The sequence below is a fragment of the Ochrobactrum sp. PL_is483 genome, assembly GCF_055816855.1.
The window spans coordinates 21,174-34,151 of record NZ_JBVPGS010000032.1; the positions used below are offsets into that span (position 1 = coordinate 21,174).

At 57.8% G+C, this 12,978-nt stretch carries 14 protein-coding genes and 1 tRNA gene; 7 read left to right on the forward strand and 8 right to left on the reverse strand.

All coding sequences use genetic code 11. The annotated features are described in order from the left end of the window. Positions 1-20 precede the first annotated feature (20 nt). Both AC0TNJ_RS08670 and AC0TNJ_RS08675 read right to left on the reverse strand, forming a co-directional pair. Positions 21-791, reverse strand: coding sequence for an FkbM family methyltransferase (locus tag AC0TNJ_RS08670; protein ID WP_473770855.1), 771 nt, complete (start codon positions 789-791; stop codon positions 21-23). Between the two features lie 684 nt (positions 792-1,475). After that, positions 1,476-1,565 (reverse strand) — tRNA-Ser (locus AC0TNJ_RS08675). A gap of 373 nt (positions 1,566-1,938) precedes the next feature. Between AC0TNJ_RS08675 and AC0TNJ_RS08680 the strand changes: the two genes are divergently transcribed. After that, positions 1,939-2,262: a hypothetical protein gene (locus AC0TNJ_RS08680; protein WP_473770856.1), complete on the forward strand. Its 324-nt coding sequence runs from the start codon at positions 1,939-1,941 to the stop codon at positions 2,260-2,262. 16 nt (positions 2,263-2,278) lie between these two features. Continuing rightward, the gene (gene msrA, locus AC0TNJ_RS08685; RefSeq protein ID WP_473770857.1) at positions 2,279-2,935 is read left to right on the forward strand and encodes a peptide-methionine (S)-S-oxide reductase MsrA; all 657 of its coding nucleotides are present in this window, start codon (positions 2,279-2,281) and stop codon (positions 2,933-2,935) included. Positions 2,936-2,965: 30 nt separating this feature from the next. Here the strand turns inward: msrA and AC0TNJ_RS08690 are convergent, their stop codons facing one another. The 4 genes from AC0TNJ_RS08690 to upp form a co-directional block, all read right to left on the reverse strand. Then, a complete protein-coding gene (locus tag AC0TNJ_RS08690) occupies positions 2,966-3,427 on the reverse strand; it encodes a GNAT family N-acetyltransferase (RefSeq protein ID WP_473770858.1) in 462 nt (153 codons plus the stop codon). Between the two features lie 6 nt (positions 3,428-3,433). After that, positions 3,434-3,640 (reverse strand): SlyX family protein, encoded by a 207-nt coding sequence (locus AC0TNJ_RS08695; protein WP_021587137.1) that lies wholly within the window; start codon positions 3,638-3,640, stop codon positions 3,434-3,436. Positions 3,641-3,720: 80 nt separating this feature from the next. Beyond that, positions 3,721-4,239, reverse strand: coding sequence for a retropepsin-like aspartic protease family protein (locus AC0TNJ_RS08700; RefSeq protein ID WP_473770859.1), 519 nt, complete (start codon positions 4,237-4,239; stop codon positions 3,721-3,723). A gap of 111 nt (positions 4,240-4,350) precedes the next feature. Further along, on the reverse strand, positions 4,351-4,977 hold the full coding sequence (gene upp / locus AC0TNJ_RS08705; protein WP_473769809.1) for a uracil phosphoribosyltransferase: 627 nt from the start codon (positions 4,975-4,977) through the stop codon (positions 4,351-4,353). A 248-nt stretch (positions 4,978-5,225) separates the two neighbouring features. On the opposite strand from upp, the gene ubiE reads away from it, so the two are divergent. From ubiE to AC0TNJ_RS08730, 5 genes are all read left to right on the forward strand, one after another. After that, positions 5,226-6,017, forward strand: coding sequence for a bifunctional demethylmenaquinone methyltransferase/2-methoxy-6-polyprenyl-1,4-benzoquinol methylase UbiE (gene ubiE, locus AC0TNJ_RS08710; protein WP_473769808.1), 792 nt, complete (start codon positions 5,226-5,228; stop codon positions 6,015-6,017). A gap of 3 nt (positions 6,018-6,020) precedes the next feature. Further along, complete coding sequence (gene ubiB, locus AC0TNJ_RS08715; RefSeq protein ID WP_473770860.1) at positions 6,021-7,604, forward strand: 2-polyprenylphenol 6-hydroxylase; 1,584 nt, start codon at positions 6,021-6,023, stop codon at positions 7,602-7,604. 70 nt (positions 7,605-7,674) lie between these two features. After that, the gene (coaBC, locus tag AC0TNJ_RS08720; protein ID WP_473770861.1) at positions 7,675-9,045 is read left to right on the forward strand and encodes a bifunctional phosphopantothenoylcysteine decarboxylase/phosphopantothenate--cysteine ligase CoaBC; all 1,371 of its coding nucleotides are present in this window, start codon (positions 7,675-7,677) and stop codon (positions 9,043-9,045) included. 87 nt (positions 9,046-9,132) lie between these two features. Then, entirely contained in the window at positions 9,133-9,594 is a 462-nt protein-coding gene (locus tag AC0TNJ_RS08725) for a carboxymuconolactone decarboxylase family protein (protein ID WP_122001468.1), read from the forward strand. Further along, positions 9,578-10,471: a sigma-70 family RNA polymerase sigma factor gene (locus AC0TNJ_RS08730; protein WP_473770862.1), complete on the forward strand. Its 894-nt coding sequence runs from the start codon at positions 9,578-9,580 to the stop codon at positions 10,469-10,471. Before AC0TNJ_RS08725 ends, AC0TNJ_RS08730 begins: the two co-directional genes overlap by 17 nt. 37 nt (positions 10,472-10,508) lie before the next feature. Here the strand turns inward: AC0TNJ_RS08730 and aph(3')-IId are convergent, their stop codons facing one another. Together aph(3')-IId and AC0TNJ_RS08740 are read right to left on the reverse strand one after the other, a co-directional pair. Next, positions 10,509-11,309, reverse strand: a complete 801-nt coding sequence (gene aph(3')-IId / locus AC0TNJ_RS08735) for an aminoglycoside O-phosphotransferase APH(3')-IId (RefSeq protein WP_473770863.1) — start codon at positions 11,307-11,309, stop codon at positions 10,509-10,511. A 15-nt stretch (positions 11,310-11,324) separates the two neighbouring features. Further along, a complete protein-coding gene (locus tag AC0TNJ_RS08740; protein ID WP_122001465.1) occupies positions 11,325-12,902 on the reverse strand; it encodes a peptide chain release factor 3 in 1,578 nt (525 codons plus the stop codon). Positions 12,903-12,978: the final 76 nt, after the last annotated feature.

The following is a 12,978-nucleotide window of genomic DNA, read 5'->3' on the forward strand; positions in this document are numbered from 1 at the left end:
ATCGCTCCCGAGAAGCGCAATTATCCAAATGCCCAGACATCTTCGCAATAGATGCCAACATCATAATCGGCCGCTTTCATCTTTACGATGACGTTGCCGACATCAGTCGGGGATAGAGCGCCAACTTCGACTTTGATCAGGCCGGGGCGATAGCGCTGCAAATCAAGCTGGTCGAAGACAATCCAGTCCGCGCCCTCGCAGTCGACCAGGAATGCATCAATATATTCAACATTATTGCGATCCAACACGGCTTGCAGCGTATCTGAAGCAACCACGATTTCCTTCAGATGTGGAGCGAACTTATGGAAATTGGGATCATCCGGGCCCCATACATTCTTGCCAGACATCAGATTTGTATCTGTGACCGAAGAACAACCTATGAATTCCAGGGGCAAACTGCCTTCTTCCAGGGCTTTTGCATCGAAAGTCTTGACGGTGATCGAACCTTGTTCCCGGGTGACGGCAATCGGTTCGATCCTGAACCGCTCGGCATCCGGATAGTTTTTGCGTAGTCTGATCAAGTTATACGGTACGGGTTCGACCAGAACTGCTTTGGATCGGGGTATCCGGTGAAGCCAAGGGGTCACGTCATCAAAAAGGACACCGTCGCAGGCGCCAACATTTACCATCTGGAAAGGACGTCGCTTACCGGATTTGGCGGCACGGGCGGCATCGGCCAAAAAGCGCGTTCCGCGCAACGCGGCGCTGCGGTTCAAAATGCCATTGGGAACACTGCGCGCTGCCAGCGTGCGCGCATATTCTCTGAATTTCGAGGCTTCCGGAGCATTCATGCCCTTGCCCTTTCATATGGGGTTAAATGAGGAAAGCAGGAAAACCTGAACTCATCTGCGACGGCTGATTTGACGAGTTTCCCGCCGGAATAAAACGGAAATGGGGGCAGGCGGAACGAGTGCTTTTCGGGCGCCGAGAGCCCTGTCTGTTCGACAGCGTGGTAGACGCTCCATCCTTGCGGTACATCGACAATTTCCAGTTGCGAGCCGAACGCACTGCCCAATTCCATGCGGGTTGTGTCATTCGATACGAGACTTTCGGTCGCCAATGTGTGCTGAATCAATAACCCTCCCATTTTTTAGGGTATGGCTACGATATGGCGAATAAAAATGTCAACCTATACGTGTTTATCAGTGAGGATTTAAATATTACGCATATAATATATTAAGTAAGTCTAATATATTTTGAATTGTTCTGTTTGGAGTTCTACTGGCTCAATGAATTTTATTCAGATTCAGATAGGTCGATTTGACGCGATCGGCGGTTCATTTGAGGGGGGCGGGCTTGTGGCCTATTGCTCGGCCTCAATGTATCTTCATAAATTTCTTTTGATGGAATATCTGGAATGCACGGTGCGGCCACGATGGTGAGGCAGGTTAGTGCGACTGAAGCGTAGTACGCGGAACAGGCGGGAACATGCTCAATCGACTGATTCTACGTGACTATTCCAGGAAAGAATCAAATGGCGGAGAGAGAGGGATTCGAACCCTCGATACGGTTTCCCGTATACACGCGTTCCAGGCGTGCGCCTTCAACCACTCGGCCACCTCTCCGTCTGCCTTGCTGTCGGGAAACCGTGTCTCACGGTGAAAACTGACTGCAAACGTGACACCGCTTTTCGAAACAGGCGCTGGTTAATCGCCAACTAGCGGGTGCGGCGCGAATATAGCCAGAAAATGCATATGTTCAACAGCTATTTGCAAGTTTTTGCGTCTAAATCACCGAGCCTGTGCAAAGAACGTCTTCCATGATCTAACTCCATGAAATTTATCGGTTTATTTTGATCATATAATTGTCATCCAGCTTGCCTTTGAGCCTGATGGGTTCTGTGTGCTATGCTTTAGCAACATCAAAAAGACAAATCTTCGGCAGATCGGGCTCAAAACCGGTGCCGGAAACAGGGCAGGAAATCCGAGGCGGAGAATCGTGATCCGATTTGTATTGCGTAGTTTTGCGGTTGTTTTTCTGGCTTTCGCCGTGATTTTCGCCATCCTTGACGGAGCGCGGTCCGTCGGCGCGTCGCAGTTTATCGCCAAACCGCTTTTGTCCATGTGGTCGCGCAACGCGCCCGAAACATTGGCCGATGCAGAAAGCTTCGTGGCGCACTATATAGGGGCAGGAGCCTGGGATGCGGTCTGCATTCCGCTGCTAGAGCAGCCCGGCTGGCTGCTTTTCGGCATACTTGCCTTTTTATTCTATGCAATCGGTCATCGCCGGGAGCGTCCGCTGGGCCGTTTTACCGCCCGATAATCAGGAGGTGGAAACCATGAGTTTCTTCGACAGCTATCGCAAGAAGATCCAGATGCCCTCGGCGGCTGAGGCATTGCCGGGACGTGCTGCGCCGATCCCGACCTCCGCCACTCATTTCGTGAACGGTCGCCCGCTGAAAGGACCGTGGCCTGATGGCTATAAGCAGGTTCTGTTCGGGATGGGCTGTTTCTGGGGTGCCGAACGCCTGTTCTGGCAAGTGCCGGGCGTATATGTGACGGCCGTCGGTTATGCGGGCGGCGTTACGCCCAACCCGACCTATGAGGAAACCTGCACTGGTCTTACGGGCCATGCGGAAGTCGTGCTTGTAGTCTATGATCCGAAGGTCGTGAGCCTTGACGAGCTGCTGACCCTTTTCTGGGAGGAGCATGATCCGACCCAGGGCATGCGGCAGGGCAACGATATAGGCACGACCTATCGTTCGGTCATTTATACTTTCGACAAGGCTGATCGTGACGTGGCGGAAAAGAGCCGCGAAGCCTATGCGCAGGCGCTGGCCGCTCGCGGTATCGGACCGATCACGACCGAAATCGGGGATGCGCCGGACTTCTATTATGCCGAGGACTATCACCAGCAATATCTGGCGAAGAATCCCAACGGTTACTGCGGCTTGCGCGGTACCGGCGTGAGCTGCCCGATCCCGCTTGCGCGATAAGGGCTGTCATTACCAGAAAATCCCGCGGTTTTACCGCGCGATTTTCTTTTGCATGATCAGCATTCCGGCATAGTCGCCTTCCAGCGTCTCGAAATCGCTCCAGCCGATCTGGCGGTACAGGTCGGGCTTGTTGGTATAAAGATAGGCTTCTCCATAGCCCTGTTGCCGGGCAGCATCCTCGATGGCGCCGACAAGGCCCTTGGCAACGCCTTTGCCGCGATGGTCGGGCGCGACGAACACGCTCGCCACCCAAGGCTTCAGATGAGGATGCGTTTCCAGGTCGCTGTGGATCAGGAGCACAAGCCCGGCCGGCTCCCCGTTCCAGAGCGCAACACGCGCCGCCTGTCCATCGTCCTCGCGAGAGAGGTCGCTAAAAGCCGTGGCGGTCTGTTCCAGGGTGGAGCCGGTAAATTCACCCCATTCCCCATGGTTCCATGCGGCACAGACGGGTACGAGATCGGGACGGTCGGCAAGGGGGATGATCTGAAGCATATTGTTTTACCAGTGTGGAGGTTTGGTGACCGGCACGTCCGGCGCGGTCTGCTCTTCCAGTTCCAGAAAGCGGTCGGTCAATGCGCCGAGCTTCTTGGAAAGCTGGTCGATGGTTTTCCATTGTTCGGCCAGAACGGATGACAATTCATCGATGGTCTTTTCCTGTTCGGCTACGCGAATTTCGAGCTCGGTCAGGCGCTGGTCCGGTGTCATGGCTGGCTTCCATCGGTATTGGGGCTTTATGGTCATTGGATGTAACCGCTTTTGCCCTGTATCGGAAGTACGCTATCACATCATTGCGTCAACATGAGCGTGCCATTCGATACTTCATAGTGACGCAGACGCTTCAGAAAGCTCATGCCGAGCAGCGTATCGGAGAGCGCGTCGTCCCGCAGGATCATGGCTTCCACGTCCTCCACCCGTATCCGTCCGATTTCGATACCGGGCAGGATGGCGTGCGCCGCAAGGGTTTCGCCATTTGCAGTCGAGACGCGATACCTGAAGTCATCGGGTTTGAGCGACAGGCCGATGCGTCTTGCCGCGCTGGCGTTGATCGCAACGACACTCGCTCCTGTATCGACCATGGCGCGAAGGGTCTGACCGGCGATTTTTATATCCGTGATGAAATGGCCGCGCCCATCAGGCGCAATCTGCGTGCGGCGCCCGCCATAGGCGGCAGGTTTTTGCGAAGGAGCGGTTGAAGCTGTCGCGGATGCTCCGGCGTTCGGCCGCGGACTGAATTTCTCAAACAGAAGCGGGAAGGCGATTGCCAATCCCGCGAATACCAGAAGGATCGTAAAAACCCGCGCCATGCTGCCCCCGTTTCCAGGCATGATAGCAGGCGCGGGCTGCGCTGCCTTGTTTATTTTAGCGCGCATCTCTCCCGAAAACCGCTTCACACTTTTCGGGATGCGCGCTGGTGCTTACTTCGTGCCGTACATGCGGTCGCCGGCATCGCCGAGGCCGGGAACGATATAGCCCTTTTCATCGAGGCGTTCATCGATGGAAGCCGTGAACACGTCGACATCGGGATGAGCTTCGGTAAAGCGCTTGATGCCTTCCGGCGCCGCCAGCAGGCAGAGGAAGCGGATATTGGTCGCGCCGCGTTCCTTCAGCTTGTCGATGGCCGCGATTGCCGAATGTCCCGTGGCCAGCATCGGGTCCACCACGATGATGAGGCGATTGACGATATCTTCCGGCGCCTTGAAATAGTATTCGACGGGCTGCAACGTGTCATGATCGCGATAAAGGCCGATATGGGCAACGCGTGCGGCGGGCACCAGATCGAGCATGCCTTCCAGAAGGCCGTTGCCGGCGCGCAGGATCGAGGCGAAGACCAGCTTCTTGCCTTCAAGGATCGGTGCGTCCATCGGCATCAGCGGTGTTTCGATCGGCATGGTGGTCAATTCGAGTTCGCGCGTCACTTCATAGCAGAGCAACAGCGATATTTCCTTCAGCAGCCGCCGGAAGCTGGCTGTGGACGTTTCCTTCTTGCGCATGATAGTGAGCTTGTGCTGGACAAGCGGATGGCTGACGACTGTAACGCCCATGATCTTTCCACTTTTCTCGTTATATTTTTAACTTTAGCGGCAGTTTGCGCCGGAGAAAACGCCGGGCCAAGCGCTCACGCACAGTTTTATGTCTCTTTGGCCATTTTTAAACGCTAACGCAAGACGGTTCGCAAGGTCCCTTCACAAAAGGGGTAGTGGAGGGCGGTCTCTGCTTGTATCGTCCAGCACAAGCTTTATATGCATTACGGAAATCGTTTTCGTCTTAATAATCAGAAGCAGGATGAGCTATGAGCCAGCAGAACGGCAATGCGGACCGCGTGGGCGCACAAGGTGGCATGGAGCATTCATTCGGCTTCAAGGCGGTGGACGAAAACGAAAAGCAGGGCCTCGTCAACGACGTTTTCCATAAGGTCGCCAGCAAGTACGACGTGATGAACGATCTCATGTCGGCGGGCATGCACCGTGTCTGGAAAGATGCGATGATCGCATGGCTGGCGCCGTCGAAGCGCCCAGGCTGGACCTCGCTCGATGTTGCGGGCGGCACCGGCGATATTGCGTTTCGCATTGTCGAGGCTTCGGGCCGTCAGGCCCATGTCACCATTCTGGATATCAACGGCTCAATGCTGGGCGTCGGTCGTGAACGGGCGATCAAGAAGGGCCTTATCGACAATCTCGAATTCGTGGAGGCCAATGCCGAAGAACTGCCTTTTGAGGACAACCGTTTCGATGCCTATACGATTGCATTCGGCATTCGCAATGTGCCCCACATCGACAAGGCGCTGTCGGAGGCTTACCGCGTCCTGAAGCCGGGCGGACGTTTCCTCTGCCTTGAATTTTCCGAGGTCGAATTGCCGATCCTCGACACGGTTTATGACCAGTGGTCGTTCCACGCCATCCCGCGCATCGGCAAGATGATTACCGGCGACGCGGATTCCTACAGCTATCTGGTCGAATCGATCCGCAAATTCCCGAAGCAACAGGATTTTGCCACGATGATCGAGAAGGCCGGTTTCGAGCGCGTCAGCTATCGCAATTTCACCGGCGGTATTGCCGCGCTTCATTCCGGCTGGAAGCTCTAGCATATGGGTAATGTTTCAGCTGCTTTCCGGCTGATGCGGGCCGGCTGGATATTGACGCGTGAAGGCGTCATCAGTGCCTTGCCTGTTGAGGGACTTTCCGGTCTTCCGGCGTTCGGGCACAAGATTGCGGGCATGCTGGCGCGTCCGCGCGCACGCCACATGCAGCGTTCCGAGCGCATGTCGCGAGCCATGAACAAGCTCGGGCCATCCTACGTGAAGCTGGGCCAGTTTCTGGCAACGCGGCCTGATATTGTCGGGCGCGATGTCGCCGCCGACCTCGAGCTTTTGCAGGATCGTCTCGATTTCTTCCCGCAGGCAGACGCGGTGGCGGGTATTGAAGGTTCGCTTGGCCGCAAGATCGATGATCTTTACCTGCAATTCGATGCGCCGATAGCGGCGGCGTCAATGGCACAGGTGCATCCGGCGGAAGTCATGAAGGACGGCGTGCGCCAGAAGGTTGCCGTCAAGGTCATCCGTCCCGGCGTTCGCCAGCGTTTTGCCCGCGACCTTGAAGGTTTCTACATGGTTGCGCGCATGCAGGAACGCCATGTGCCCTTCACGCGCCGCCTGCGACCGGTTCAGGTGGTCGAGACGTTGCAGCAGACGACGCGCATCGAGATGGACCTGCGGCTTGAGGCGGCAGCGCTTTCCGAGATTGCCGAGAACATCAAGGACGATGCGGGTTTCCGTGTTCCCAAGGTGGATTGGGAGCGCACGGGCCGCGATGTGCTGACGCTGGAATGGATCGACGGCATCAAGATGTCGGATATTTCCGCGCTTGAGGCGGCGGGTTTCGATCTTAAGAAACTGGCCGAAACGCTGATCCAGTCCTTCCTGCGCCATACGCTGCGCGACGGCTTTTTCCATGCCGACATGCATCCGGGCAATCTGTTTGTGGACCATCAGGGGCTGATCGTTGCGGTCGATTTCGGCATTACGGGGCGGCTCAACAAGCAGCAGCGGCGTTTTCTTGCCGAAATCCTCTATGGTTTCATCACGCGTGACTATATGCGCGTGGCGGAAGTGCATTTCGAAGCCGGCTACGTGCCGCATACGCATGACGTGGCAAGCTTCGCACAGGCCATCCGCGCCATTGGCGAGCCGATCCACGGCCAGCCCGCCGAAACCATTTCCATGGCCAAGCTTCTGACCCTTCTCTTCGAAGTGACCGAGCTTTTCGATATGGAAACCCGGCCAGAATTGCTGATGCTTCAGAAAACCATGGTGGTTGTGGAAGGCGTGTCGCGCACGCTCGATCCGCATTTCAATATGTGGAAGGCGGCGGAACCGGTGGTTGGCGACTGGATACGCAAAAATCTCGGGCCGCAGGGCATGCTTCTCGACGCCAAGGACAGCGCTTATTCGCTGCTGCATTTCACGCGCAAGACGCCGGAACTGGTCGCGCGCGTGGAGCGTGTTTCCGTGGCGCTGGACGATATGGCCGCAAATGGATTGCGCTTTGACGAGGCGACGGCGGAAGCCATTGGCCGGGCCGAAGCGCGCCATTCACGCTGGGGCCACATCGCGCAGGTCGTGATTGCGATTTCGCTCGCTGCGATTGCAATCAAGCTCTATATTTGGCTATGAAATCACTTTTAAGGTGACAGCGAACTTTTAAAGTGATTTCAATGATTGCACTTGTAACAGGTGCAATCAAATGGCCAGCATTACCATCCGTAATCTCGATGATTCCGCCAAGGAACGGCTGCGCATCAGGGCGGCTCATAACGGGCGCTCCATGGAAGAAGAGGCGCGCATCCTGTTGGCCGGGCTGAATGAAGCCGCGCCGGTCGTGGCAGCACCGCCGGGGACAGGGGCTTCACTGGCCGGAAGACGTATTCTTCTCATCATCGGCGGTGGCATTGCCGCCTACAAGACGCCGGATCTGATCCGCCGTCTGCGTGAGCGCGGCGCGCATGTGCGTCCGTTGATGACGGAGGCAGCGCAGCAATTCGTGACGCCGCTGACCATTGGCGCGGTTTCCGCCGATCATGTCTTTACCGATCTGTTTTCCCGAGAGGATGAACAGGATGTAGGGCATATCCGGCTGGCCCGCGATGCGGATTTGATTGTTGTTGCACCTGCGACCGCCGATCTGATGGCCAAGATGGCCAATGGGCTTGCCGACGATCTGGCGAGCGCCGTGCTGCTGGCCCGCAAGGTGCCGGTTCTGATCGCCCCCGCCATGAACCCGGCCATGTGGGACAATCCCGCCACGAAACGCAATCGCGTGACGCTTGAAAAGGACGGCGTGCGTTTCATAGGTCCCGAGAAGGGCGAGATGGCGGAAAGTGGCGAGGCCGGAACGGGTCGCATGAGCGAACCGCTGGTAATTGTCGCGGCCATTGAAAACCTCCTTGCACCGCAGGCAAGACCGCTTGCGGGCAAAACCATCGTCATGACTTCCGGGCCGACGCATGAGCCGATCGATCCGGTCCGCTATATCGCCAACCGCTCCTCCGGCAAGCAGGGCCATGCCATTGCGGCAGCACTCGCGCGGCTTGGCGCGACGGTGCATCTGGTGTCGGGGCCGGTTAACATTCCCGATCCGGAAGGCGTCGATGTCACCCATGTCGAGACGGCACGCGAAATGCAGGCGGCTGTGGAGCGGCATTTACCCGCTGATGCGGCGGTGATGGTTGCAGCGGTTGCCGACTGGCGCACGGAGAACGCTTGCGATCAGAAGATCAAGAAGAAGCCCGGTGAAAGCGCACCCACACTCGCCATGGTCGAGAATCCCGACATTCTGGCTGGCGTCGGGCATAGCGACAAGCGTCCGGGCCTTGTCGTCGGCTTCGCAGCCGAAACGCAGGACGTGGCCGAAAATGCGAGAGCCAAGCTCGAAAAGAAGGGCGCGGACTGGATCGTCGCCAATGATGTTTCCGGCGACGTGATGGGCGGCGACCGCAACCGCGTGCGAATTCTAAGCCATTCCGGCATCGAGGAATGGCCTGAAATGGACAAGGGTGAGGTGGCCGAAAGGCTGGCCGGGAAGATCGCGGAGCGGCTTCTGGAAGCGGGAAATTAATTTTTTTCGCGAGGCATGTCACATTTCACGAGCCTGTTTCGTCTTGATGGTGAACGACAACAAATCGTAGAACCAAGGAGACGTACAATGGAAGCGAGACTCGTTCCGTATAAGCTGGCGCCCAAGATCATGCAGGCCATGATCGAACTGGAGAAGGCGGTGTCCGAGGGCGGACTGGAATATAGTCTTTATGAACTCGTTCGCATTCGCGCTTCGCAGATCAACGGATGCGCTTATTGCATTCACATGCACACGCGCGATGCCCGCAAGGCCGGTGAGACCGAGGAACGCCTTTATCTCGTGGCGGCCTGGCGGGAATCGCCGTTATTCACGCCGCGCGAACGGGCGGCGCTCGCCTGGACCGAGGCATTGACGCTTGTTGCCGAGACCCGCGCTCCGGACGAGGATTTCGAGGCCCTGAAGGAACACTTCACCGATGAGGAGATTGTGAAGCTCAGCATGGCGATCAATGTGATCAATACGTGGAATCGTGTGGCAGTCGGGTTCCGCACGGTGCATCCGGTGACAGCCGATGCGGCAGCAGCCTGAAACGGGCAAAACTTTTGATGCGGACGTGTTCGAGGCTCTGCGGCCTCGGCTCGTTCGCATCGCTTATCGCATGATCGGTTCCCATGCGGAGGCCGAGGATATTGTGCAGGAAGCCTGGTTGCGCTGGAACAGGGCAGCGCGGGACGCTGTCCGCGAACCGGAGGGCTGGCTGGTGCGCGTGGTGAGTCGGCTTGCATTGGATCATCTGAAATCCGCGCGTGTGCGCCGTGAGACCTATCCCGGTTTATGGCTTCCCGAACCTCTGGTCGAGGAAGAGGAAGACCGGAGCGATGATATCACGCTGACGCTCATGCTGGCGCTTGACCGGCTGTCGCCGCTGGAACGGGCGGCTTTTCTATTGCATGATGTTTTCGGCATGGACTTTGGGGAAGTCGCGCAAGTGCTCGACCGTGATGCGGCGGCCTGCCGGCAGCTTTCAAGCCGTGCGCGGGTGCATGTGCGTCAGGAAAAGCCGCGCTTCATTTTGCCGGAAGATCGCGGACGCACCATCGCGGAAGCCTTCTTTCAAGCTTCGCGCAGTGGCGACATTGCCGCGTTGCAGGCGCTTCTGGCGGAAGATGCCATAATGTATTCAGATGGCGGCGGTGTTCGCAATGCGGCGCTCAACCCCATCTATGGGCGGGCGAAGATCATGCGCTTTTACGAGGGCATTTCCCGCAAAGCGGATGGCGTGCCTCCGGCAATCCGGCAGTTCGCAGTATTCGACGGCCTGCCGGGGCATATCAGCATGGAAGCGGATGGACTGCCGCAGGTCGCGGCACTGGAGATCGTCGACGGACAGGTCCATGCGATTTATCTCGTGCGCAATCCCGAAAAACTCCGCCATGTGCGGATCGGTAAAGGGGCGCCGATCTGATCCAATCAGATCGGGCCGCTCTATCTCCCTGGTTTTTTTAAAAGAACTCGTCCAGCAGACGATAGTAGGTGATCTTTGCTTCATCGATGGCGGGCCCGCCATAGATGTCGAGGAAAGGCTGTACCCATTCCTCGCCCAGATTGTAGCGGATGCTCCAGCAGGCAAGCGCCAGATCCTGATGACGGTCGGCGAGGCCCAGTCTGCCGCAATCGATGAAACCGGAAAAAGCGTCGTTGTCAGCCATGAAATTCGGCAGGCAGGCATCGCCATGGGTGACGACAATGTCTTCACTTGCAGGTTTGAGGCGAAGCAGTTCTTCGAATACTCCCTGAGCGGTCCGTCCTTCTCGTTCCTCGTCGAAATCCTCTTCGTCCACCGCACCGGCTTCGACGCGCTTGCGCGCATCTTCGATGCGAAACTCCAGCCGATGATCGAACGGACAGGATGCCGGGTCGATGGCATGCATCGATTTCAGGGCACTCGCCAGAATATCGACAATCCGCTCCGGCGTAAGCGTGCCGACTGCCGAAGCCAGATCCTGACCCGGCAGGCGCGTCATCAGCAGAAAACTGTGTGCCGGGGCGATTTCGAAAGCGAGAACTTCCGGGCAGGCGAGATTTTGCTGCCTGATCCAGCGAAGCCGCGCCGCTTCGTCGGCAAGTTCGCCGACCGGGCTTTGCGGCTCCACCTTCAGAACCAAAGGTTCACGTTCGGGATGGTCGAGCAGATGCACATTGGCCGTTGAGCGGCCAAGCTCATCCTTTCGACTGCGATATTCCCGCAATTGCTGCCGCAGCGCCTCGGGCAGATCGAGCGCAGCCAGAACCGGATCGGTCATTTTTTCTCCAAAGGATCAGGCTTTGCCGCGGACCTGATAATCCTTGACGGTGGCAAAGCGAATGTCTTTCCAGCGCTCAGCCTCGTAGTTGAGCGAGAAGCCGTTCTGGGCGAGAAATACCGGGTCACGGTCAAGATCGTGTGCGATATCGGCGCGATGGGAAGCGATGAAGCGGTCGACTTCCGCCGGATCGTCGGCGGAAATCCACCGGCAGACCGAGAAGCGCGACATTTCAAAGCCGACCGGCAGCGAATATTCGACCTTGAGCCGTTCGGTCAGAACATCGATTTGCAGCGCGCCGACGACGCCGACAATGGCCGGAGAACCGTCATCGGGCAGGAAAAGCTGCACGACGCCTTCCTCGGCCATCTGCTGCAGCGCTTCGCGCAGCTTTTTGGCTTTCATCGCATCGTCAAGACGCACGCGACGCAGGATTTCCGGCGCGAAGTTCGGCACGCCGCGGAACAGGATGTCCTCGCCCTCGGTCAGCGTGTCGCCGATGCGCAAGGTGCCGTGGTTCGGGATGCCGACCACATCGCCCGCAAAGGCTTCGTCGGCAATCTGGCGCGAGCGCGCGAAGAAGAATTGCGGTGCCGACAGGCTCATCGGCTTGCCGGTGCGCACCAGCTTCGCCTTCATGCCGCGCGACAGCTTGCCCGAGCAAACGCGCAGGAAAGCGATGCGGTCGCGATGGTTCGGGTCCATATTGGCCTGAATCTTGAACACGAAGCCGGTCATCTTGTCTTCGGTCGCCGCCACCATGCGGGCATCCGCCTGCTGGTCGCGCGGGGAGGGGCCGAAATCGCAGAAAGCTTCGATGAGGTCGCGCACGCCGTAGTTTTTCAGCGCCGAGCCGAAATAAACTGGGGTCATGTGGCCTTCGCGGAAGGCCGCAAGGTCGAACGGGCGGCAGACGCCGCGCGCCAGTTCCACGCCTTCAAGCCATGCTTCGCGTTCGTTTTCCGGCAACAGGGCGGCGGCATCTTTCGGTCCGCTCACCTTGGTCGGCTGTTCTTCGTTGTCCTGACGGCGCAGCGTGTCGTTGTGCAGGTCGAAGGTACCTGCAAAACTCTTGCCCGAGCCGATAGGCCAGGTGATCGGGGCCGTGTCGAGCGCCAGCTTTTCCTCGATCTCGTCGAGGATTTCCAGCGGGTCGCGCGCCTCGCGGTCCATCTTGTTGACAAAGGTGACGATGGGAATGTCGCGCATCCGGCAGACTTCGAACAGTTTCAGCGTGCGCGGCTCGATACCCTTGGCGGCGTCGATGACCATGACGGCGCTATCAACGGCGGTCAGCGTGCGGTAGGTGTCGTCGGCAAAATCTTCGTGGCCCGGCGTGTCGAGCAGGTTGAAGATGCAATCCTTGTACTCGAAGGTCATCACCGAGGTGACGACGGAAATGCCGCGGTCGCGCTCGATGTTCATCCAGTCCGAACGGGTCTGGATGCGGTCTTTCTTGGCCTTCACCTCACCGGCGAGCTGGATGGCGCCGCCGAACAGCAGCAGCTTTTCGGTCAGCGTGGTCTTACCGGCGTCCGGGTGCGCGATGATCGCGAATGTGCGGCGCTTGGAAACGGGATGGTCAGCGGGCATGAAGAAACTCGTAATGGCAAAGGGACGGGCAGCATGAACCGCCGCAAAGATTGGCGGTTCATCTAGCAGTCCTTTG

Excerpts from the sequence above, each read along its gene's own strand:
- ubiB (WP_473770860.1), top strand. The coding sequence starts at position 6,021 with ATGGGTAATGTTTCAGCTGCTTTCCGGCTGATGCGGGCCGGCTGGATA.
- ubiE (WP_473769808.1), top strand. The coding sequence starts at position 5,226 with ATGAGCCAGCAGAACGGCAATGCGGACCGCGTGGGCGCACAAGGTGGC.
- AC0TNJ_RS08690 (WP_473770858.1), bottom strand. The coding sequence starts at position 3,427 with ATGCTTCAGATCATCCCCCTTGCCGACCGTCCCGATCTCGTACCCGTC.
- AC0TNJ_RS08740 (WP_122001465.1), bottom strand. The coding sequence starts at position 12,902 with ATGCCCGCTGACCATCCCGTTTCCAAGCGCCGCACATTCGCGATCATC.
- AC0TNJ_RS08670 (WP_473770855.1), bottom strand. The coding sequence starts at position 791 with ATGAATGCTCCGGAAGCCTCGAAATTCAGAGAATATGCGCGCACGCTG.
- AC0TNJ_RS08700 (WP_473770859.1), bottom strand. The coding sequence starts at position 4,239 with ATGGCGCGGGTTTTTACGATCCTTCTGGTATTCGCGGGATTGGCAATC.
- msrA (WP_473770857.1), top strand. The coding sequence starts at position 2,279 with ATGAGTTTCTTCGACAGCTATCGCAAGAAGATCCAGATGCCCTCGGCG.
- AC0TNJ_RS08730 (WP_473770862.1), top strand. The coding sequence starts at position 9,578 with ATGCGGCAGCAGCCTGAAACGGGCAAAACTTTTGATGCGGACGTGTTC.
- upp (WP_473769809.1), bottom strand. The coding sequence starts at position 4,977 with ATGGGCGTTACAGTCGTCAGCCATCCGCTTGTCCAGCACAAGCTCACT.
- AC0TNJ_RS08695 (WP_021587137.1), bottom strand. The coding sequence starts at position 3,640 with ATGACACCGGACCAGCGCCTGACCGAGCTCGAAATTCGCGTAGCCGAA.
- AC0TNJ_RS08725 (WP_122001468.1), top strand. The coding sequence starts at position 9,133 with ATGGAAGCGAGACTCGTTCCGTATAAGCTGGCGCCCAAGATCATGCAG.
- coaBC (WP_473770861.1), top strand. The coding sequence starts at position 7,675 with ATGGCCAGCATTACCATCCGTAATCTCGATGATTCCGCCAAGGAACGG.